Origin of the sequence: Pseudaminobacter salicylatoxidans, from assembly GCF_003148475.1 — a bacterium.
GTDB lineage: Bacteria > Pseudomonadota > Alphaproteobacteria > Rhizobiales > Rhizobiaceae > Pseudaminobacter > Pseudaminobacter salicylatoxidans.
Genome location: NZ_QGGG01000003.1, coordinates 260,738 through 279,547 on the forward strand (window position 1 = coordinate 260,738; position 18,810 = coordinate 279,547).

At 64.7% G+C, this 18,810-nt stretch carries 16 protein-coding genes and 1 tRNA gene; 11 read left to right on the forward strand and 6 right to left on the reverse strand.

Translation table 11 applies throughout. From position 1 onward, the window contains the following. The first annotated feature begins 195 nt into the window (after nucleotides 1–195). Together C7441_RS06140 and C7441_RS06145 are read left to right on the forward strand one after the other, a co-directional pair. Complete coding sequence (locus tag C7441_RS06140) at nucleotides 196–537, forward strand: VOC family protein (protein WP_019169795.1); 342 nt, start codon at nucleotides 196–198, stop codon at nucleotides 535–537. A gap of 145 nt (nucleotides 538–682) precedes the next feature. Continuing rightward, nucleotides 683–757 (forward strand) — tRNA-Gln (locus C7441_RS06145). A gap of 61 nt (nucleotides 758–818) precedes the next feature. Here the strand turns inward: C7441_RS06145 and smc are convergent. From smc to C7441_RS06160, 3 genes are all read right to left on the reverse strand, one after another. Then, nucleotides 819–4,277, reverse strand: a complete 3,459-nt coding sequence (gene smc / locus C7441_RS06150; RefSeq protein WP_109612120.1) for a chromosome segregation protein SMC — start codon at nucleotides 4,275–4,277, stop codon at nucleotides 819–821. A gap of 60 nt (nucleotides 4,278–4,337) precedes the next feature. Beyond that, nucleotides 4,338–4,997 carry a DsbA family protein gene (locus C7441_RS06155; protein ID WP_109612121.1) on the reverse strand — a complete coding sequence of 220 codons (660 nt, stop codon included), beginning with the start codon at nucleotides 4,995–4,997 and terminating at the stop codon, nucleotides 4,338–4,340. A gap of 135 nt (nucleotides 4,998–5,132) precedes the next feature. Continuing rightward, a complete protein-coding gene (locus C7441_RS06160) occupies nucleotides 5,133–5,639 on the reverse strand; it encodes a DUF721 domain-containing protein (protein ID WP_109612122.1) in 507 nt (168 codons plus the stop codon). A gap of 53 nt (nucleotides 5,640–5,692) precedes the next feature. Between C7441_RS06160 and mutY the strand changes: the two genes are divergently transcribed. Together mutY and C7441_RS06170 are read left to right on the forward strand one after the other, a co-directional pair. Continuing rightward, entirely contained in the window at nucleotides 5,693–6,823 is a 1,131-nt protein-coding gene (gene mutY, locus C7441_RS06165; RefSeq protein ID WP_109612123.1) for an A/G-specific adenine glycosylase, read from the forward strand. Continuing rightward, entirely contained in the window at nucleotides 6,820–7,431 is a 612-nt protein-coding gene (locus C7441_RS06170; RefSeq protein ID WP_109612124.1) for an HAD family hydrolase, read from the forward strand. The genes mutY and C7441_RS06170 overlap by 4 nt, the downstream gene beginning before the upstream one ends. 49 nt (nucleotides 7,432–7,480) lie before the next feature. On the opposite strand, the gene C7441_RS06175 is transcribed toward C7441_RS06170, so the two are convergent. After that, on the reverse strand, nucleotides 7,481–8,614 hold the full coding sequence (locus tag C7441_RS06175; RefSeq protein ID WP_026059939.1) for a site-specific DNA-methyltransferase: 1,134 nt from the start codon (nucleotides 8,612–8,614) through the stop codon (nucleotides 7,481–7,483). A gap of 197 nt (nucleotides 8,615–8,811) precedes the next feature. On the opposite strand from C7441_RS06175, the gene C7441_RS06180 reads away from it, so the two are divergent. Then, nucleotides 8,812–9,501, forward strand: coding sequence for an HAD family hydrolase (locus C7441_RS06180; RefSeq protein ID WP_109612125.1), 690 nt, complete (start codon nucleotides 8,812–8,814; stop codon nucleotides 9,499–9,501). A gap of 20 nt (nucleotides 9,502–9,521) precedes the next feature. On the opposite strand, the gene C7441_RS06185 is transcribed toward C7441_RS06180, so the two are convergent. Then, nucleotides 9,522–10,082: a hypothetical protein gene (locus tag C7441_RS06185; protein WP_170125028.1), complete on the reverse strand. Its 561-nt coding sequence runs from the start codon at nucleotides 10,080–10,082 to the stop codon at nucleotides 9,522–9,524. Nucleotides 10,083–10,212: 130 nt separating this feature from the next. Here C7441_RS06185 and thrC point away from each other — a divergent pair, with 130 nt between their 5' ends. From thrC to C7441_RS06205, 4 genes are read left to right on the forward strand one after another with little or no spacing between them, the layout of a single operon-like run. After that, on the forward strand, nucleotides 10,213–11,607 hold the full coding sequence (gene thrC / locus C7441_RS06190) for a threonine synthase (protein WP_109612198.1): 1,395 nt from the start codon (nucleotides 10,213–10,215) through the stop codon (nucleotides 11,605–11,607). 14 nt (nucleotides 11,608–11,621) lie between these two features. Continuing rightward, complete coding sequence (locus C7441_RS06195; RefSeq protein ID WP_109612127.1) at nucleotides 11,622–12,914, forward strand: M16 family metallopeptidase; 1,293 nt, start codon at nucleotides 11,622–11,624, stop codon at nucleotides 12,912–12,914. 10 nt (nucleotides 12,915–12,924) lie between these two features. Continuing rightward, complete coding sequence (locus C7441_RS06200) at nucleotides 12,925–13,521, forward strand: GNAT family N-acetyltransferase (protein WP_109612128.1); 597 nt, start codon at nucleotides 12,925–12,927, stop codon at nucleotides 13,519–13,521. A 2-nt stretch (nucleotides 13,522–13,523) separates the two neighbouring features. Then, nucleotides 13,524–16,412, forward strand: a complete 2,889-nt coding sequence (locus C7441_RS06205; protein ID WP_109612129.1) for an EAL domain-containing protein — start codon at nucleotides 13,524–13,526, stop codon at nucleotides 16,410–16,412. Between the two features lie 178 nt (nucleotides 16,413–16,590). Here the strand turns inward: C7441_RS06205 and C7441_RS06210 are convergent, their stop codons facing one another. Beyond that, nucleotides 16,591–17,199: a YqgE/AlgH family protein gene (locus C7441_RS06210; protein ID WP_019169808.1), complete on the reverse strand. Its 609-nt coding sequence runs from the start codon at nucleotides 17,197–17,199 to the stop codon at nucleotides 16,591–16,593. Nucleotides 17,200–17,437: 238 nt separating this feature from the next. Between C7441_RS06210 and C7441_RS06215 the strand changes: the two genes are divergently transcribed. Both C7441_RS06215 and C7441_RS06220 read left to right on the forward strand, forming a co-directional pair. After that, nucleotides 17,438–18,241: a protein-disulfide reductase DsbD domain-containing protein gene (locus tag C7441_RS06215; protein WP_109612130.1), complete on the forward strand. Its 804-nt coding sequence runs from the start codon at nucleotides 17,438–17,440 to the stop codon at nucleotides 18,239–18,241. An 81-nt stretch (nucleotides 18,242–18,322) separates the two neighbouring features. Further along, a complete protein-coding gene (locus tag C7441_RS06220) occupies nucleotides 18,323–18,808 on the forward strand; it encodes a peroxiredoxin (RefSeq protein ID WP_109612131.1) in 486 nt (161 codons plus the stop codon). Nucleotides 18,809–18,810: the final 2 nt, after the last annotated feature.

An 18,810-nucleotide genomic window follows, 5' to 3' on the forward strand; every position in this document is an offset into this window, starting at 1 on the left:
CAGTCGGCTTTCGCCACAGCCGCTCTGGGCCTGCGGCATTGCTACTGGCAGGAGCGATAGATTGCTGCGTTGCGAAACGCAACCTGTGCTTCCGCACCATCCCGGCCTACAATCGATTAAGAAAAAGCACTTATCGGCAGACTTGTGAAATGCTTCGGAATTTTATAGAACATAACAAGAACAAAGGAGGATGCCATGAAACAGACCGGAAAGCTCGATTATCTCGAAATGCCGGCAACCGGCGGCACGCTGGACAGCGTCAAGGCATTTTACAGCGCAGCCTTTTCGTGGACATTCACGGATTACGGCCCGACCTACGCCGCCTATGACGAAGGCCTGGAAGGCGGCTTCGATGCCGATGGCGCGGCCGTGGCAAAGCCGCTGCCGGTGCTTTATTCGGAGAATCTGGAGGACACGCTCGCGGCGGTGGAAAATGCCGGCGGCAGGATCGTGCGGCCGATCTTTTCCTTCCCCGGCGGCCGCCGCTTTCATTTCACCGACCCGGCAGGCAACGAACTGGCGGTGTGGGGGCAGTAGGTCCAGGCATATCCGGTTGCGCAGCCGCGACGTTGTCCATGACACGCTTTTCCCAAGCGATCAAAAATCGCGCCGGCGCGATTGTGCTTTTGCCCGACACTGAATATAAGGCCGCGACCGACGCGACTCGGGCGTCGGTCGGTCTTGGGGCGTAGCCAAGCGGTAAGGCAGCGGTTTTTGGTACCGCCATTCCCTGGTTCGAATCCAGGCGCCCCAGCCACGGACTTTCCGAAAACAGCTTGTCGAACGATCCGCCCACCGGTTCGGTGCGCACGAAAGCCTCAGCTTGCCTCGCGCATGCGTTCGGCGGTCTGCAGGTCCACCGACACCAGCGTGCTCACGCCCTGCTCGGCCATGGTGACGCCGAACAGGCGGTTCATGCGCGCCATGGTGATCGGGTTGTGGGTGATGATGACGAAGCGCGTCTCGGTCGTGCGCGCCATTTCTTCCATCAGGTTGCAGAAGCGCTCGACATTGTGATCATCGAGCGGCGCGTCCACCTCGTCCAGCACACAGATCGGCGCGGGATTGGTGAGGAACACGGCGAAGATCAGCGCCATCGCCGTCAGCGCCTGCTCGCCGCCCGAAAGCAGCGTCATGGTCTGCGGCTTCTTGCCGGGCGGGCGGGCGAGGATTTCGAGGCCGGCTTCCAGCGGGTCATCCGATTCGATGAGCTGGAGTTCGGCCGTGCCGCCGCCGAAAAGATGCGTGAACAGGCGCTGGAACTCGACATTGACCTTGTCGAACGCCGCCAGCAGGCGCTCGCGGCCCTCGCGGTTGAGGCTCTGGATCGCCTGCCGCAGTTTGCGGATCGCCTCGATCACGTCGTCGCGCTCCGAAACGATGGTTTCCAGCCGCTCGGAAAGCTCCCGCTGCTCCTCCTCGGCGCGCAGGTTCACCGCGCCAAGCCGCTCGCGCTCCATCTTCAGCCGCTCCAGCCGCCGCTCCACCTCGCCCATGTCGGGCAAGGGATCGTCGGCTTCCAGCCCGGTGTGGCGGATGACCAGATGCGGCGCGGTGTTCAGCGTTTCCTGGATACGGGCCTCGACCTCCCTGCGGCGGTCGTCGGCCGCGGTCAGGCGCTCCTCCGCACGGCCGCGCGCCTCGCGCGCTTCGGACAGCGCCTGGATCGCCTCGGTGGCAGCCTTGTCCAGCACGGCCTGACGGTTTTCCGCCTCCTGCAACCGGTCTGCCGCTTCCTTGCGCTGGGCCTCGGCCTTCGATAGCTCCGACATCAGGCTGCGGCGGCGCTCATCCAGCTCGTCCGGCGCGTCGATCAGCCTTTCGCGTTCCTCGGCGGCTTCGGCCTGCCGCTCATGCAGCGAGGCGATGTGACCGGCCGCATTATCGGCGCGCAGCGTCCAGTTGCGGCGCTCGCCCGCAATTGCGTCCAGCCGGCGGGTGCGGGTTTCGGCCTCGCGGGTCAGGCCGTCATGCATCGCGCGCGCGTCGGCAAGGGCCGCCCGGTCGCGGCCCACATGCCCCGCCGCCTGATCGAGTCGCGCCTGCAGCTCGGTAAGATCGGGCGCATCGGCCAGCATTTCCTCGGCTTCGACGAATGCCGCGGCTGCTTCCTCATGGTCGCCCTCGATGCGCGCGCGCGCATCGTCCAGCGCCGCACGGCGGCTGGAAAGCTCGCCGGCCGCCTTCTCGGCCTTCGCCAGCGCATCGCGTGCCTGGTCGAGTGCGTGCTGGGCATCGCGCCATGCCTGCCGCGCGGTGCGCTCGTCCTCGATGCATCCGCGCACGGCCGCTTCCGCATCGGCCAGCGCCTTCTCGGCCGCGCGCACCCTGACGGTAGCCGCGACCGCCTCGGCATCGAGTTCGGCCAGCCGGTTCTTCTGCGCCAGACGCTGCGCGGCCGCCGTGGGCGCGTCGGCGCTCGCGGTAAAACCGTCCCAGCGCCACAGCGCGCCGTCGCGGCTGACCAACCGCTGGCCGGGCGCAAGCAGGCGCTGAAGGCGCGGCCCGTCGGCCGGCGCGACAATGCCGATCTGGGCAAGGCGGCGCGCAAGCTGATTTGGCGCACGGACAACCGTGGTGAGGCCCTGCACGCCTTCGGGCAAGGTCGGGTCGCCCGCCGCAGGCTCCGTGTCGCCCCAATGCACCGGTGCGCTGCGGTCGAGCGGCACGTCGAGGTCTTCGCCAAGGGCGGCGCCAAGGGCGGTTTCGAAGCCGCGCTCGACGCTGATCTGCTCCAGCACCGCGGGGAAAAGATCGCCGGTCGCGGCATTGAGAATCTTCGCCAGCGTACGGGCTTCGGTCTCGATCTCGGCAAGTTCGGCGCGCGCCTGCTGCAAGGGCGGGCGGGCGGCCGCTTCCGCCGCGCGCGCTTCGCCAACCATGCGCTCGGCCTCGCCGGCGGCAAGCTCGGCCTCTTCCAGCGCGAGCTGCGCCTCCTCGGCCAGCACCCGCTTTTCGGCCGGGTCGGCAAGGCCGGAAATGCGCGAGACGATCTCGGAAAGCTCGCGGTCCACCTCGGCAAGCTGCCGGGCGAGCCGGTCGCGGCGCTCGGCGGTGTCGCGCAACGCGCGCTCATATTGCGTGCGCGAGGCGGATGCCTCCGCGCGCTCGGCCGTCAGCCGCGAAAGCGCTTCCTCGCTGCGGGCAAGAATGGCGGCGGCTTCCTCGAAGGCGGCGCGAGTGGCCACTTCGCGGTCGGCCGCGCCGTCGTTTTCGGCTCTCAGCGTGTCCTCTTCCTCGGCCAGCCGGGCGAGAATGTCGGCATTGTCGCGCACGAGCTGTTCCTCGCGCGCAATGTCCGCGTCGAGCTGCTGAAGCCGGCGCTCCAGTTCGGTCTGGCGCGCACGGACGCGGCCGGCCTCCTCCTCGATCTGCGTGCGTGCGATGGAAAGGCGCTGGAAGATCGCGGCGGCGGCAGCTTCCGCCTCGCGCAGCCTGGGCAGGCTGTGGGCCGCGATGGCCTGCTCCTTGGCCGCTTCCATCTGGGCGGCGGCGCGTTCGCCCACCAGCGAGGTGGCCGTGGCAAGCGCGGAACGCGCCTCGCCTTCCTGTGCCTTGGCCTGCGTCCAGCGCAGATGCAGCAGCGTGGCTTCCGCCGCGCGGATGTCGGCCGACAGGTTCTTGAAGCGCGCCGCCTGTCGCGCCTGGCGCTTCAGGCTGTCGATCTGGCTTTCCAGCTCGCCCACCACATCGTCGAGGCGTTCGAGGTTCTGTTCGGCCGCGCGCAGGCGCAGTTCGGCCTCGTGGCGACGGGTGTGCAGGCCCGAAATGCCGGCGGCCTCTTCCAGCAGCGCGCGGCGCGCCTGTGGCTTGGCCTGAATGAGTTCGCCGATGCGCCCCTGCCCCACCATGGAGGGCGAGCGCGCGCCGGTCGACTGGTCGGCGAACAGGAGTTGCACGTCCTTGGCGCGCGCCTCCTTGCCGTTGATGCGATAGACCGAGCCCGCCTCGCGCTCGATGCGGCGCGACACCTGCAACTCGTCGGCATCGTTGAAGGCCGGCGGGGCGGTGCGGTCCGAATTGTCGAGGAAAAGCGTGACTTCGGCGGTGTTGCGGGCGGGGCGTGTATTGGAGCCGGAGAAGATCACATCGTCCATGCCCGAGGCGCGCATGTTCTTGTACGAGCTTTCGCCCATCACCCAGCGCAACGCCTCGACCAGATTGGACTTGCCGCAGCCATTCGGCCCGACGATGCCCGTCAGGCCGCGCTCGATGACAAATTCACCCGGTTCGACGAAGGATTTGAAGCCGAGAAGCCTCAGGCGGGAAAATTTCATGCGCGCGGTCCCGCAACCGCAGGCGCACCGGGGCGCATGCGCCCCGGCATGGCCGGGCCGTCAGAGCATGCCGTCGATAACCGCCGACATTTCCTCAATAGACATCGCCCCTTTGTACATCTTGCCATTGATGAAGAAGGTCGGAGTGGAGTCGATCCCGAATTCTTCCGCACCACGTTTTTGTACTGCTCTGACATCGTCCAGAAGTTTCTGGTCCGTCAAGCAGGCCTCGAAGGACTCCTGTGAAAAACCCGCCAGTTTGGCGATTTGAAGGAGCGCGGTCTTTGCATCCGGCACCGGCGCCCAGTTTTCCTGCTGCTTGAACAGCACTTCGACCATCGGGAAGTAATTGTCCTTGGCACAGCGCGCAAGCATGAAGGCGGCTTCGGCGCGCGGGTCGAAGGGGAACTCGCGCAGGATATAACGCACCTTGCCGGTGTCGATATACTTGGTTTTCAGCTCGGGAAAGGTGGTGTTGGCGAAGTGCGCGCAGTGGCTGCAGGTCATCGAGGCATATTCCACGATAGTGACCGGCGCGTCTTCCTTGCCCATCACCTCGTCCGGCAGGGCGCCGGGCTGAAGCAGCTTGGCCATGTCCACCGTGCCCTGCGGCTGCGGCGCGGCAGCGACAGCCGGGCTTTCGCTGGCCGCGAGCAGCGCCACCGCCGGAACGGCGGCGAGCGAGGAAAGAACGGTTCTGCGCGAAATGGAACGGGTCATGCGAATCACCTGCCTGCCATTAGAGTGTGCGATGCCGAAGCAACGAAAAGCGATAGTCGGGATCAATTAAGGCATTCATTTCCCCAATCCAATCGCCAATTCAGGCGCTTTCATCACGAAAGCGCGAGAAAAATGTCAAGTCTTACGGTGCTTTGTGCCGATGACGGTGGCGCCGAGCCGTTCCAGCGAGGCGCGCAGGCCCTCGTCCTCGATATTGCCGACCGTGGCGCGCAGCCGCGCCCGCTCGCCCTCGGTAAGCTGGCGCGGGCGCGGCTTGGGCTGCAGCGAGGTGTCGGTGATCGGCTTCTGCACGATGCGCAGCCTGCCGATTGCCGTAAAACCGAGGAAGGCGTTGACCCGGCCGATGACCTCGCCCGACTCGTGCTGGAGGTGCAGCGCCGCTACCCCTTCGCAGGCCACCACCAGCGTGGCGGGCTCGAACGGGTCGTCCTCGTGCAGACGGCGCGGCCACTGGATCTTCTCCGGCCGCGTCTTCGCCGCAAGGCGCGGGCCGACGATCTCTTCCCAGGACTGGACCAGCCCGACGGAGATGCCGGCGCGCCTGCGCAGCACCGGATCGAGGATTTCCGTGGCGAGATCGCTCACCGGAACGGGATTGCCGAAAGGCCCTTTCCCTGCCATGTGCGTTCTCCAGACCAATTGCGCCAGCGCGGCGCGTGAAGCTTCAGGGATCAATGGCACCACAAGCTCCATCCCGCAAGAGCGCGGACCCGACGCAGGCAATCGCGCCGCAACTGCTGGCCTGGTACGACGCCAACCACCGTGAACTGCCATGGCGCATCGCGCCGCGTGAACTCGCGAAAGGCGTGCGGCCCGATCCCTACCGCGTCTGGCTGTCTGAGATCATGCTGCAGCAGACGACCGTCGAGGCCGTAAAGCCCTATTTCCGCGCCTTCCTCAAAAAATGGCCGGACGTTTCTGCGCTCGCCGCCGCCGACAACGAAGACGTCATGAAGGCCTGGGCTGGCCTCGGCTATTATTCGCGCGCCCGCAACCTCAAGGCCTGCGCCAATGCGGTGGCGGCTGGCGGGGGTGCGTTCCCCGACACGGAAACGGACCTGCGCGCCCTGCCCGGCATCGGCCCCTATACGGCCGCCGCCATCGCCTCGATCGCCTTCAACCGGCCGGCGGCGGTGATGGACGGCAATGTCGAACGCGTCATGTCACGGCTCTACGAGATCGCCACGCCTCTGCCCGAGGCCAAGCCGGAGATTCGCGCCCTGCTCGAAACGCTGGTACCCAACGACCGGCCCGGCGACTTCGCGCAGGCGATGATGGATCTCGGCGCCACCGTCTGCACGCCGCGCCGGCCGCGCTGCATGCTGTGCCCGCTGCGGGACGACTGCCTGGCGCTGGCGCATGGCGATCCCGAATTCTACCCGGTCAAGGCGGCGAAGGCCGAGAAGCCGGCGCGGCGCGGCGCGGCCTTCGTGGCGGTTCGGCCCGACGGGGCCGTGCTCTTGCGCAAGCGACCGGAAAAGGGTCTGCTCGGCGGCATGACCGAAGTGCCGACCACCGGCTGGACCGCACGGCAGGACGGGGCGACGGAAAGCGATGCCGCGCCCTTCCCCGCAAATTGGCAAAAGGCCGGAAATATCACCCATATTTTCACGCATTTTTCGCTCGAATTGCATGTTTTCCGGGCCGAGATTCATCAAATCGCGACCCCGAATGACCATTTCTGGGCGGCTGCCGACGATCTTCATGGGGAAGCCCTGCCGACTGTCATGAAAAAGGCAATCGAAGCCGCCATACCAGGGGCGACCCGCAAGCCGCATTCCATCAGACCAAAGAGGCCCAAATGACCGAAATCCGTCACATCGTCTTCGACATCGGCAAGGTGCTCATCCATTACGATCCGGACCTGCCCTTCAGCCGGCTGATCCCCGACGAGACGGAACGGAAGCGGTTCTTCGAGACGATCTGCACCAGCGAATGGAACATCGAGCAGGATCGCGGGCGCGGCTGGGAAGAGGCAGAGGCGCTGCTGATCGCGGAGTTTCCCGAGCACGAGGAAAACATCCGCAATTTCCGCCACCACTGGCACGAAATGGTGCCGCACGCCTATGACGACAGCGTCGAGTTCATGGAAGCGCTGATTGACAAGGGCCACGACGTGACGCTGCTGACCAACTGGGCGAAGGACACCTTCGTGGAGGCGCGCGGCCGCTTCCCCTTCCTCGACAGGCCGCGCGGCATCACCGTTTCAGGCGAGATCGGCATGATCAAGCCCGACCGCGGCATCTACGACCACCACGCGGCAACCTTCGGGCTGGAGCCCGCCGCCACCGTCTTCATCGACGACAGCCAGAAGAATGTGGACGGCGCCAGGGCCGCCGGCTGGCAGGCGGTGCTGTTCCAAAATGCCAAAACGCTCGAGGAGGACCTCGAGCGTTTCGGGATCAGCCGGTGACTGGAAACCGGACCAATCGGTAGGTGGTGAAGCGTGCCGGCGCGGCAGGTTACGCGCCGGCGCGCTCCATGCCGAGGCGCGCGATGCGCCGAAGCTCGTCGATGGGGGTCAGGCCGCCATTGCGCTCATAGTGCCAGAAGGTCCAGCCGTTGCAGGCGTCGAACCCCTGCACGGCCGCGCCGATACGGTGGATGGAGCCGGCCTGGTCGCCGACAGCCAGCGTGCCATCGGCGCGCACCGTGGCGGCCCAGCGGCGCTTGGCGTCATAGAGCTTTGCGCCCGGCTTGATCATGCCGGAATCGATCAGCGACACGAAAGCCACGCGCGGTTCGGCGCGCTTGCCCGAAAGCACCGTCAGCGTGGTGCTTTCCAACGGCTTCACCGCCTCGATGCGCGCCCTGGCGGCGTCGATATAGTCCTGCTCGCGCTCAATGCCGACGAAATGGCGGCCGAGGCGTTTGGCCACCGCGCCGGTCGTGCCGGAGCCGAAGAAGGGGTCGAGCACCACGTCGCCCGGCCTGGTCGTGGCGAGCATGATGCGGGCCAGCAGCGCCTCCGGCTTCTGCGTCGGATGCAGCTTATCGCCATTGTCATCCTTCAGCCGCTCGTTGCCGGTGCAGATCGGGAACAGCCAGTCCGAGCGCATCTGCACATCGTCATTGGCCGCCTTCATGGCATCGTAGTTGAAGGTGTAGTTCTTGGCGTTGGCGTCGCGCGAGGCCCAGATCAGTGTCTCATGCGCGTTCTGGAAGCGGCGTCCGCGGAAATTCGGCATCGGGTTGGTCTTGCGCCACACGACGTCGTTGAGGATCCAGTAGCCGAGATCCTGCAGAGAGGCGCCAACGCGGAATATGTTGTGGTAGGAGCCGATCACCCAGATCGTGCCATTGGGCTTCAGCACGCGGCGCGCGGCCAGCAGCCAGGCGCGGGTGAAGGCATCATAGGCGGCAAAGCTGTCGAACTGGTCCCAGTGGTCGTCCACGGCATCGACCTTGGACTGGTCGGGCCGGTGCAGGTCGCCGCCAAGCTGGAGGTTGTAGGGCGGGTCGGCGAAGATGACATCGACCGACTTTTCGGGAAGCTTGTCGAGTGCCGCGACGCAATCGCCTTTCAGGATCGTATCCAGCCATTCGGCCTTTTGCGGCAAGGGGGAAAGGTCGGCGGAAAGACGCACGGCAGACATTCGGACACCCGGATTACGCGTTACTGTTTACACGCTGTTATGGTTACCGATCAGCGTAAACAATTGGTGAAGCGGTGGCCGATTTTGTCGATTGGAAAACCGGGTGCGTTTGCGATGAAGGCTGCGATGGTGTATGCGGGCGGGCAACCTATATAGGGCGCAACGCCCCTTCCCTTCCCTGAATTCCCCGGATTGCCATGACCCAGCCCGATCTCGTCATATTCGATTGCGACGGCGTTCTCGTCGATTCAGAAATCATCGCAGCACGCGTGGAGGCGGACCTCCTGACCGCCGCCGGCTTCCCGATCGAGGCGGAGGAACTGGCCGAACTCTATGCGGGCCTGACCTTCAAGGACATTCTGCTCAAGATCGAGGAACAGTCGCAGATCCCGTTCCAGGCGACGCTGATCGACCAGGCCGAAAAGCTGGTGGACCAGCGGCTTGCCGCCGAGGTGCGAGCCATAGACGGCGTGTATGAAGCCGTGGCCAGCGTGACCGCGCCGCGCTGCATCTGCTCCAATTCGAGCAGCGAGCGCCTTGAAATGACGCTCGGCAAGACCCGCTTGCTGCCCTTCTTCTCCGGCCGTATCTTTTCGTCGCTCGACACGCCCAGCAAGAAGCCGAAACCTTCGCCGGACGTTTTCCTGCATGCGGCCACGACGCTCGGCGCCGATCCGGCGCGAACCTTCGTAGTGGAGGATTCGGTGCATGGCGTGGCCGGCGCGCGCGCGGCCGGCATGCGGGTGGTGGGCTTCACCGGGGCCTCGCACAGCTATCCCGGCCATGCCGATGCGTTGACCGAGGCCGGGGCCGAAACCGTCATCCGCCGCTGGGCGGATTTCGCAGGCGTGGTCGCCGCGCTGACGGAATGGTCGGAAGACGCGTGATCGCGTCTTCCCTGATCTGCTTACTTGCCCTTGGCCGGCGGGCCTTCGTCGAAGCCGGCGTAAAGTTGCACATTCTGCTCGGCCGGGATCGGGAAGGTTACGGCCGGGTCGTTGAAGACGAACTGGGTGGCGGTGGAGGTATCGCTGACCGTCACCTCGAATTTATGCAGCTTGGAATAGAGAACCTTCTGGTCCATGCCCTGCACCGCCACGACGCGGATTGGCATGGTGATCTTGCCGGGAGCGCCTTCCGGCCCCGGAACCACCTTGCCCGCAATAGCCACGTTCAGCGTCAGCATGCCGTCGGCACGGCTGCAGGCGCGCGTGACCTGCGCGATGGACGCCTGATAGACCAGCTTGGAGGCATCGTCCTGGCCGCCCTTGGCGTAAGTGCTGAAAAAGGCCGTTCCCTCGCGCAGCGTCACATTCGGGCAGTAGGCCCTCAGTTCGCTTTCCGCTACCTTGGGCTTTGCCGCGCTGTCAGCCCCGCCACCACTGGACTGGCAGCCCGCGACGACAATCATAAGGCTCGAAAGCGCAAGGCCCGCCACAACACGGCTATCGATAGATCGAAACTTCATATGCTGAACTTCCCTCTCGCAAAGCTGGCGCTGGTATAGCAATCGCGCGGCAAAAATGCGACTGACGGTGCGCAAGTTTTCAACGGTTGGCTTCCATCATGAAGCGGAACGCCAGGACAGACGGATGACGATGAACTACATCAGCACTCGCGGGGAAGCGCCCGCACTCGGTTTTTCCGACGCGGTCCTGACCGGACTGGCGCGCGATGGCGGCCTCTACATTCCCAGCGAATGGCCGCAGTTCAGCGCGGCTGAAATCCGGGCCATGCGCGGCCTTTCCTATCCCGACCTCGCCATCCGCCTGCTGACCCCGTTCCTCGGCGGCGAGATTTCCGCGCCGGCCTTCGAGCGCATCGTGCGCGAGGCCTATGCCACCTTCCGGCACGAGGCCGTGTGCCCGATCGTGCAGCTTGGCGCCAACAGCTTCGTGCTGGAGCTTTTCCACGGCCCCACGCTCGCCTTCAAGGACGTGGCCATGCAGATGCTGGCACGGCTGATGGACCATGTTCTGGCCGAGCGCGGCCAGCGCGCCACCATCACCGCAGCAACCTCCGGCGACACCGGCGGCGCCGCCATCGACGCCTTCGCGGGCCGCGACCGCACCGACATGTTCGTGCTGTTTCCCAAGGGGCTCGTCTCGCCGGTGCAGCAGCGCCAGATGACCACGCACACGGCAAGCAATGTCCACGCTCTGGCGGTCGAGGGCAATTTCGACGACTGCCAGGACCTCGTGAAAGAGATGTTCAACGACCATGCGTTCCGCGACCGGGTCTCGCTTTCGGGCGTGAACTCGATCAACTGGGCGCGCATCATGGCCCAGATCGTCTACTACTTCTCGTCCGCCCTTTCGCTCGGTGCGCCGGACCGCCCGGTTTCCTTTACCGTGCCGACCGGCAATTTCGGCGATATTTTCGCCGGTTACGCCGCCAAGCGCATGGGCCTGCCCATCGAGCGGCTGGTGATCGCCACCAACGACAACGACATCCTCGCCCGCACGCTGGCCACCGGCGAATACCGCACCACCGGCGTGGTGGCGACGACCTCGCCGTCCATGGACATCCAGGTTTCCTCGAATTTCGAGCGCCTGCTGTTCGAGACCACCGGCCGCGACGCGACTGCCGTGCGCCGCTACATGGCAGGCCTCAGGCAATCCGGCGCCTTCACCATCGAGGCTCCGGCGCTGGAAAAGATCCGCACCGGGTTCGACGCCGGTCGCGCCACCATGGCCGAGACGGCCGAAACCATCGGCGAGACGCTGAAGACCTGTTCCTACCTGCTCGACCCGCACACGGCGACGGCCGTGCATGTCGCGCGACAGCATGCAGGTGAAGCGCCGATGGTGATCCTGGCCACGGCGCATCCGGCCAAGTTCCCGGCGGCGGTGGAGGAAGCCTGCGGCGTGTCGCCATCGCTGCCAGTTTGGCTGGAGGGGTTGATGGAGCGCGAAGAAAGGTTCACGATAGTTCCTTCCAACCTGAAAATGGTGGAAGATCATATAAGCCGCCATGCGCGGGCGGCGCGTTAGGGAGTAAGAATTATATGGGTGTTGAGGTAAGCCGTCTGTCGAACGGCCTGACGGTCGCCACCGAAACCCTTCCAAGTATCGATTCCGTCGCATTGGGGGTGTGGGTCAAGTCCGGGGCCCGCAACGAACGCGATGACGAGCATGGGATGGCTCACCTCCTTGAACACATGGCGTTCAAGGGAACCAACAAGCGAAGCGCATTCCAGATCGCTTCCGAAATCGAGAATGTGGGCGGCGAGATCAACGCCGCCACGAGCGTGGAAACAACCGCCTTCTATGCCCGCGTGCTCGCCGACGACCTGCCGCTGGGGCTCGACCTGCTGGCCGACATCCTGACCGAGTCGAAATTCGACCCGGAAGAACTGGAGCGCGAGCAAAACGTGATCCTGCAGGAAATCGGCGCCGCGCACGACACGCCCGACGATGTCGTGTTCGACCATTTCACCGAGACCGCCTTCCGCCACCAGACGCTCGGCCGCTCGATCCTCGGCACGCCCGAGACCGTCAAATCCTTTACTTCCAAACAGCTTCATGCCTTCATGGAACGCCAGTATGGCGCCGACCGCATGATCGTCGTGGCCGCAGGCGACGTGAAGCATGACGAGTTCGTGCGCGACGTGGAGCGGCGGCTGGGCGGCTTCCGCCCCAAGGCCGATGGCGTGATACCGCAATATGCCCACTATGTCGGCGGCGACTATCGCGAGCATCGCGACCTGATGGATGCCCAGATCGTGCTCGGCTTCGAGGGTCGCGCCTATCATGTGCGCGACTTCTATGCCTCGCAGATCCTGTCGATGATCCTCGGCGGCGGCATGTCCTCGCGGCTGTTCCAGGAGGTGCGTGAAAAGCGCGGCCTGTGCTACTCTGTCTATGCCTTCCATTGGGGCTTTTCCGACACCGGCCTGTTCGGCATCCACGCCGCGACCGGCCAGAGCGACATCCGCGAACTGGTTCCGGTGATCATCTCCGAACTGGAGCGGGCCGGCGGCAAGATCCTTCAGGAAGAACTCGACCGGGCGCGCGCGCAATATCGCGCCGGCCTCATCATGTCGGCCGAAAGCGCATCCAGCCGCGCCTCGCAGATCGCCCGCCAGCTTCTGCTGTTCGGCCGCCCGATCGCCAAGGAAGAGCTGATGGAACGGCTGGGCGCGCTCACCGTCGATCGCCTGACCGACCTTTCTTCGCGTCTTTTCTCGACCAAGCCGACGATCACGGCCGTGGGGCCGGTCGGCTCGCTGCCCGCCTATGAGGAGATCTGCACCTCGCTTCCAAGCACTGCCAACGGCCTGCGCCAACTGGCGGGCTGACAGGCTCACAATGTTCGCGCTCCCTTTCTTTCGCCGAGATTCGCCGGCGCTGAGAGGCGAGCGCGTACATTTGCGCGTGCCCGAAGCCAGCGATTACCGCGAATGGGCGGTGCTGCGCGGCGAAAGCCGCACCTTCCTCGAGCCATGGGAGCCGCGCTGGGCGCCGGACGAACTGGAGCGCACGGCCTGGCGCCATCGCCTCAGCCGCTACCGCGAGGATTTCGCCAACGGCAATGCGGCTGCCTTCTTCATTTTCGACAATGAGACGAATCGGCTGGTCGGCGGCATCACGCTCGGCAATATCCGCCACGGCGTCGCCCAGACCGGACAGGTGGGCTACTGGATCGGGGCGCGTTATGCCGGACAGGGCCTGATGCTCGACGCCGTGCTGCTGCTTTCCAACTTCGCCTTCGATACGCTGAGGTTGCACCGGATCGAGGCGGCTTGTATTCCCAGCAACAAGCGTTCGATCCGTGTGCTTGAAAAAGCCGGATTTCAGCGTGAAGGACTGCTGCGATCCTATCTCAGGATCAACGGAAACTGGCACGATCACTATCTCTACGCCTTGATCGCGGACGATCGGCGTGGTGTCACGACAAAGGGTTGATTTTGGCAAATTCTCTGCGGATCGGACGCCTGCTGGCCTGTTTTCTTGCGCTTTTCGCCAGTTTGTGCGCGGTCTCCTCCGCATTCGCCATAGAGCCGATCAAGATTTCCCGCGACGATGTCGCGCTCGATCTTTCCGGGGCTGTGGAAATCTACCGGAATCAGGGCGAGAATTTCCAGGTCTCCACCGCGCCCGGCCCCGACGGCATCGTGCGGCGCATCGAGGTGGAAGCCAACGACAAGCGCTCCAGCGGCGACTGGGCGGTCTTCGCGCTCGCCAACACCACCGAGCAGCAGATCGACCGCCTGATCGTGGCGCCGCATTTCCGCCTGGTGAATTCCGGCCTGTTCTGGCCCGACCTGGGCTCCAGCCGCATCGCCGCGATCACGCCGAGCGAAGGCTTCGCGCTCGACCGGCAGGCCAGCCCCGATGCCGATGTGTTCCTCGTCACGCTGAACCCCGGCTCGGTCGTCACCTTCATCGCCGAACTTTCGTCGCCACGGCTGCCGCAGGTCTATCTGTGGGAACCGGAAGCCTACAAGGACTCGGTCAATTCCTACACGCTGTATCGCGGCATCGTCATCGGCATCGCAGGGCTTCTGGCGCTGTTCCTGACCATCCTGTTCGTGGTCAAGGGTACCTCGATGTTTCCGGCCACGGCGGCTCTTGCCTGGGCGGTTCTGGCCTATATCTGCATCGACTTCGGCTTTCTCAGCAAGGTCATAGAAATATCGCCCGGCAACGAGCAGATGTGGCGCGCCGGCACCGAGGTCGCGCTTGCGGCGACGCTGGTGGTCTTCCTGTTCGCCTACCTCAACCTCAACCGCTGGCACGACCATTTCAGTTACGGTGCGCTGGCCTGGGTGCTGGCGCTGGTGCTGATCGCGGGCGTGGCCATCATCGACCCGGCCGTTGCCGCCGGCATTGCGCGGCTTTCCTTCGCGGCCACGGCAATCGCCGGCATCGGCCTTATCGTGCTGCTCGGCCTGCGCGGCTACGACCGCGCCATCATGCTGGTTCCGAGCTGGGCGATGGTGCTCCTGTGGCTATGCGGATCGTGGATGGCCGTGACCGGGATGCTCGACAACGACATCGTCCAGCCGGCGCTGGGCGGCGGGCTGATCCTCATCATCCTGCTCATCGGCTTCACCGTCATGCAGCATGCCTTTGCGGGCGGCGCGCTGCATCAGGGGCTGTTCAGCGACCTCGAACGGCAGGCGCTGGCGGTTGCCGGCTCGGGCGATATCGTCTGGGACTGGGACGTGCTGCGCGACCGCGTGGTGACCAAGCCCGATGTGAGCCTGCAGCTCGGCCTCGAACCCAACGCGCTGGGCGGCCCTGCCCGCAACTGGCTGCCGGTGCTGCATGTCGACGACCGCGACGCCTTCCGCACCACGCTCGACGTGGTGCTGGAACACCGGCGCGGCCGCGTGGCGCAGACCTTCCGCCTGCGTGGGGCGGATGGCCACTATCACTGGTTCGGCCTGCGCGCGCGCCCGGTGGTCGGCTCGGATGGCGAAGTCATCCGCTGCGTCGGCACGCTGATCGACATCACCGAGCACAAGAAGTCGGAGGAGCGGCTGCTGCACGACGCCGTGCATGACAATCTGACCGGCCTGCCCAACCGCGAATTGTTCATGAACCGGCTGGAAGCGGTGCTTTCCATCGCGCGGACGGAAGAAAACATCCGCCCCACGGTCTTCGTCATCGACATCGACCGTTTCAAGCAGGTGAACGACAGCCTTGGCATTTCGGCCGGCGACACCATCCTGCTCACCATCGCGCGGCGGCTTCACCGCCTGCTCAAGCCGAAGGATTCGCTGTCGCGCTTTGCCGGCGACCAGTTCGCGCTCATGCTGCTTTCCGAACAGGACCCCGCCCGTATCGCGGCGATTGCCGATGCGATCAAGCAGGCCATCGGCGCGCCGATCACCTTCGCCCGGCGCGAGATCGTGCTGACCGCCTCCGTCGGCCTCATCACCTGGACGGCATCGCAGGCTTCGGCCGAGGACATGGTCAAGGATGCCGAACTGGCCATGCATCAGGCCAAGCGGTTCGGCGGCGATCGCATCGAGCCCTTCCGGCCAGCCTTCCGCTCGGTTGGCACCGACCGGCTGCAACTCGAATCGGACCTGCGCCGCGCCGTCGAACGCAAGGAATTCACGCTCGCCTACCAGCCCATCGTGCGGCTTGAAGACGGCAGCACCGCGGGCTTCGAGGCCCTGCTGCGCTGGGATCACCCACGCCGCGGCATGATCCCGCCTTCCGACTTCATTCCCGTCGCGGAAAGCTGCGGCCTCATCGTGCAGCTCGGGTTGTTTGCCATGCAGCAGGCGGCGGAAGACCTCGCCTCATGGCAGAAGCAGATCGGCGACGTGCCGCTTTCGGTGTCGGTCAATCTCTCCAGCCGCCAGCTCATCCGGCGCGATCTCGTCAGCGACGTGCGCTCGGTGATCGCGCGCGCCAATCTCAAGCCGCGCTGCTTCCGGCTGGAGCTGACGGAATCGCTGGTGATGGACAATCCCGAGCAAACCGGCCATGTGCTGGCCAAGCTCAAGGCGCTCGGCATCGGCCTGTCGCTGGACGATTTCGGCACCGGCTATTCGTCGCTCTCCTATCTCACGCGCTTCCCCTTCGACACGATCAAGATCGACAGGAGCTTCCTTGACGACTCCTCACCCAAGCGCGACGTGCTGCTGCGCTCCATGGTCAACATGGCGCATGAGCTTGGCATGTCGGTGGTGGCCGAAGGCATTTCCGATCAGAACGACGCGCTGCAACTGCGCCAGATGGGCTGCGAATATGTGCAGAGCTTCATGTTCGGCGCGCCGGCAAACGGCGAGGCCGTGCTGAAACTGCTCAAGGAGCAATATCCGCTGGCGCAGGCATGACGGAGCCAAGTGGAAACACCTGGCGTCGCACACATGCGCCAAAATCAATCAGATAGACCATGATGTCGTCAGCGAAAACCGCTTAGCGCTTTTCGCTGACGTGGCCCTTTCGGCATAGCCGGGGTCTTGCCGGGTCGCGACAGCTTCAATTCAGAGGTAAACGGGAATGCAGGCGCGCTCAGGCGTGGCCGGCATCCTGGCTGAGATGCGCCAGATCGATGCCGATCGAGGCAAGCAGCCGATCATATTTGCATTCGATATCGGTATCGAACAGCAAATCCGCCTGTGCCGGGCAGGTCAGCCAGCCATTCTCGGCGATCTCGTTTTCGAGCTGGCCGGCACCCCAGCCGGCATAGCCGAGCGCCATCAACGCATGGCGCGGTCCGCGCCCGGTCGAGATTGCGCGCAGGATGTCCACTGTGGCGGTGAGGCAGACCGTATCGGAAACCGCGAGGGAGGATTCCACCTTGTAATCGTCGGTGTGCAGCACGAAGCCCCGGCTGCGATCGACCGGCCCGCCATTACGGACCACGAAATCGCGTGCCGATGGCGGCAGGCGGATGGCTTCCTGTTCGTTGAGAATGCCGAGTTGCACCAGAAGATCGGGAAACAGAAGCTGCTGGCTCTGGTTGATGATGAGCCCCATAGCGCCCTCTTCGCTGTGGGCGCAGATGTAGATCACAGCACGGGCGAAGCGCTCGTCCCTCATGCCGGGCATGGCGATGAGGAACTGGTCATCCAGAAAGCCGCGCTTCACCGCGCTCTTTTTCTGACGCAAAATATCCATATCTGTAGCGTAACGCGTTTTGGGTAAGCTTGAAAGAGATGCCTTCGCACAAGACCGACAACGCCGGAGAAATTGTTTGAACCCCGGTGAACGGCGGAGCGAGCGAACCGATGGAAATGTTCCGCCTTTTCATATCTGTGCAACGAGATTGCACCGCCCGCAGAACTCACGCAAAAATGAAGGCCGCGTGCGCGTGCGCCCGGTTGCATATCAATTCTGGAGAACTCAAATCGCACCCATGAAGACCATTTCTGCCTCCACCCTCGCCTGCCTCGTCATTTTCAATGCCGGCCATGCGCTTGCCGCCTCCTCGAAATGGGTAGAGGCGCAGGGAGGCAAGGTGCGGCTGGTGACCACAGGCAAACCGGACGCACAGGGAAGACTGGAGGGCATTCTCGACATTCATCTCGACGAAGGCTGGAAGACCTATTGGCGCGATCCGGGCGATGCGGGCGTGCCGCCTTCACTGGAGGTCTCGGCCAGCACCAATGTCACCAGCGCGCAGCTTCGCTTTCCCGCGCCGCAGCGGCATGACGACGGGTACGCGATATGGGCGGGCTACAATCATTCGGTGGCGCTGCCCGTCATATTCCACGTCGCCAAGCCGGATGAGCCGGCGAAGATTTCCGCCGATGTGTTCCTCGGCATTTGCGAGTCCATCTGCATTCCGGTCAGCGCGAAACTCACCCTCGATCCGGCCGAAAATGCCGACGACAGCGCCGATGCGGCCGCGGTGACCACGGCAATGAGGGCGCTGCCCCTGCCGGCAAGCCCGGATTTCGATGTCGCGCTGGTCAGTGACGACACGAAGACGGCTCTGCTCGATGCGAAGCTGCCCAGCGGGGCCTCGTCCGCTGACCTGTTCATTGCCGGCGGCGACGGCTACGTCTTCGCCACGCCCAGGAAGATCGAAAAGGACGGCAAGACACAGTTTTCGGTCGAAATCCTCGACCGCCCGGCGGCAAAACCCGTGGGCGGCGGCCTGCACTATACGCTGGTGACCGACAAGGGCGCAGTGAGCGGCATGTTGCCTTATCTTTAGGACCCGGATGGGCAGTTGCGGGGCGGCCGGTAAGCCGATAGGCATCTGGCGCAAGCAACATGAACTTATCGAGGAGAGCCCATGACCATTTCCGTTGGCGACAAGCTGCCCGAAACCACCTTCAAGACCGTGACCGCCGATGGCGCGAACAGCCAGACCACGGCCGACATCTTCGCCGGCAAGAAGGTGGTGCTGTTCGGCGTACCGGGGGCCTTCACGCCCACCTGCAGCAACAACCACCTGCCGGGCTATCTGGAAAACCACGACGCCATCACCGCGCGCGGCGTCGATACCATCGCCGTGGTCGCGGTCAACGACCAGTTCGTGATGGGCGCCTGGGCGCGTCACACCGGCGCGGAAGGCAAGATCCTGTTCCTGGCCGATGGCAATGGCGATTTCGTGCGTGCGGCCGGCCTCGACATCGACCTTTCGGGCGGTGGGCTCGGCACCCGTTCCAAGCGCTTCTCGGCAATCGTCGAGGACGGCAAGGTGACGGCGCTCAACATCGAGGACTCGCCCGGCCAGGCCGTGGAATCGGGAGCCGCCAAGCTGCTCGAACAGCTTTGATC

Excerpts from the sequence above, each read along its gene's own strand:
- C7441_RS06140 (WP_019169795.1), top strand. The coding sequence starts at position 196 with ATGAAACAGACCGGAAAGCTCGATTATCTCGAAATGCCGGCAACCGGC.
- C7441_RS06185 (WP_170125028.1), bottom strand. The coding sequence starts at position 10,082 with ATGAAGTTTCGATCTATCGATAGCCGTGTTGTGGCGGGCCTTGCGCTT.
- C7441_RS06170 (WP_109612124.1), top strand. The coding sequence starts at position 6,820 with ATGACCGAAATCCGTCACATCGTCTTCGACATCGGCAAGGTGCTCATC.
- mutY (WP_109612123.1), top strand. The coding sequence starts at position 5,693 with ATGGCACCACAAGCTCCATCCCGCAAGAGCGCGGACCCGACGCAGGCA.
- smc (WP_109612120.1), bottom strand. The coding sequence starts at position 4,277 with ATGAAATTTTCCCGCCTGAGGCTTCTCGGCTTCAAATCCTTCGTCGAA.
- C7441_RS06180 (WP_109612125.1), top strand. The coding sequence starts at position 8,812 with ATGACCCAGCCCGATCTCGTCATATTCGATTGCGACGGCGTTCTCGTC.
- C7441_RS06215 (WP_109612130.1), top strand. The coding sequence starts at position 17,438 with ATGAAGACCATTTCTGCCTCCACCCTCGCCTGCCTCGTCATTTTCAAT.
- C7441_RS06220 (WP_109612131.1), top strand. The coding sequence starts at position 18,323 with ATGACCATTTCCGTTGGCGACAAGCTGCCCGAAACCACCTTCAAGACC.
- C7441_RS06155 (WP_109612121.1), bottom strand. The coding sequence starts at position 4,997 with ATGACCCGTTCCATTTCGCGCAGAACCGTTCTTTCCTCGCTCGCCGCC.
- thrC (WP_109612198.1), top strand. The coding sequence starts at position 10,213 with ATGAACTACATCAGCACTCGCGGGGAAGCGCCCGCACTCGGTTTTTCC.
- C7441_RS06200 (WP_109612128.1), top strand. The coding sequence starts at position 12,925 with ATGTTCGCGCTCCCTTTCTTTCGCCGAGATTCGCCGGCGCTGAGAGGC.
- C7441_RS06195 (WP_109612127.1), top strand. The coding sequence starts at position 11,622 with ATGGGTGTTGAGGTAAGCCGTCTGTCGAACGGCCTGACGGTCGCCACC.
- C7441_RS06160 (WP_109612122.1), bottom strand. The coding sequence starts at position 5,639 with ATGGCAGGGAAAGGGCCTTTCGGCAATCCCGTTCCGGTGAGCGATCTC.
- C7441_RS06175 (WP_026059939.1), bottom strand. The coding sequence starts at position 8,614 with ATGTCTGCCGTGCGTCTTTCCGCCGACCTTTCCCCCTTGCCGCAAAAG.
- C7441_RS06210 (WP_019169808.1), bottom strand. The coding sequence starts at position 17,199 with ATGGATATTTTGCGTCAGAAAAAGAGCGCGGTGAAGCGCGGCTTTCTG.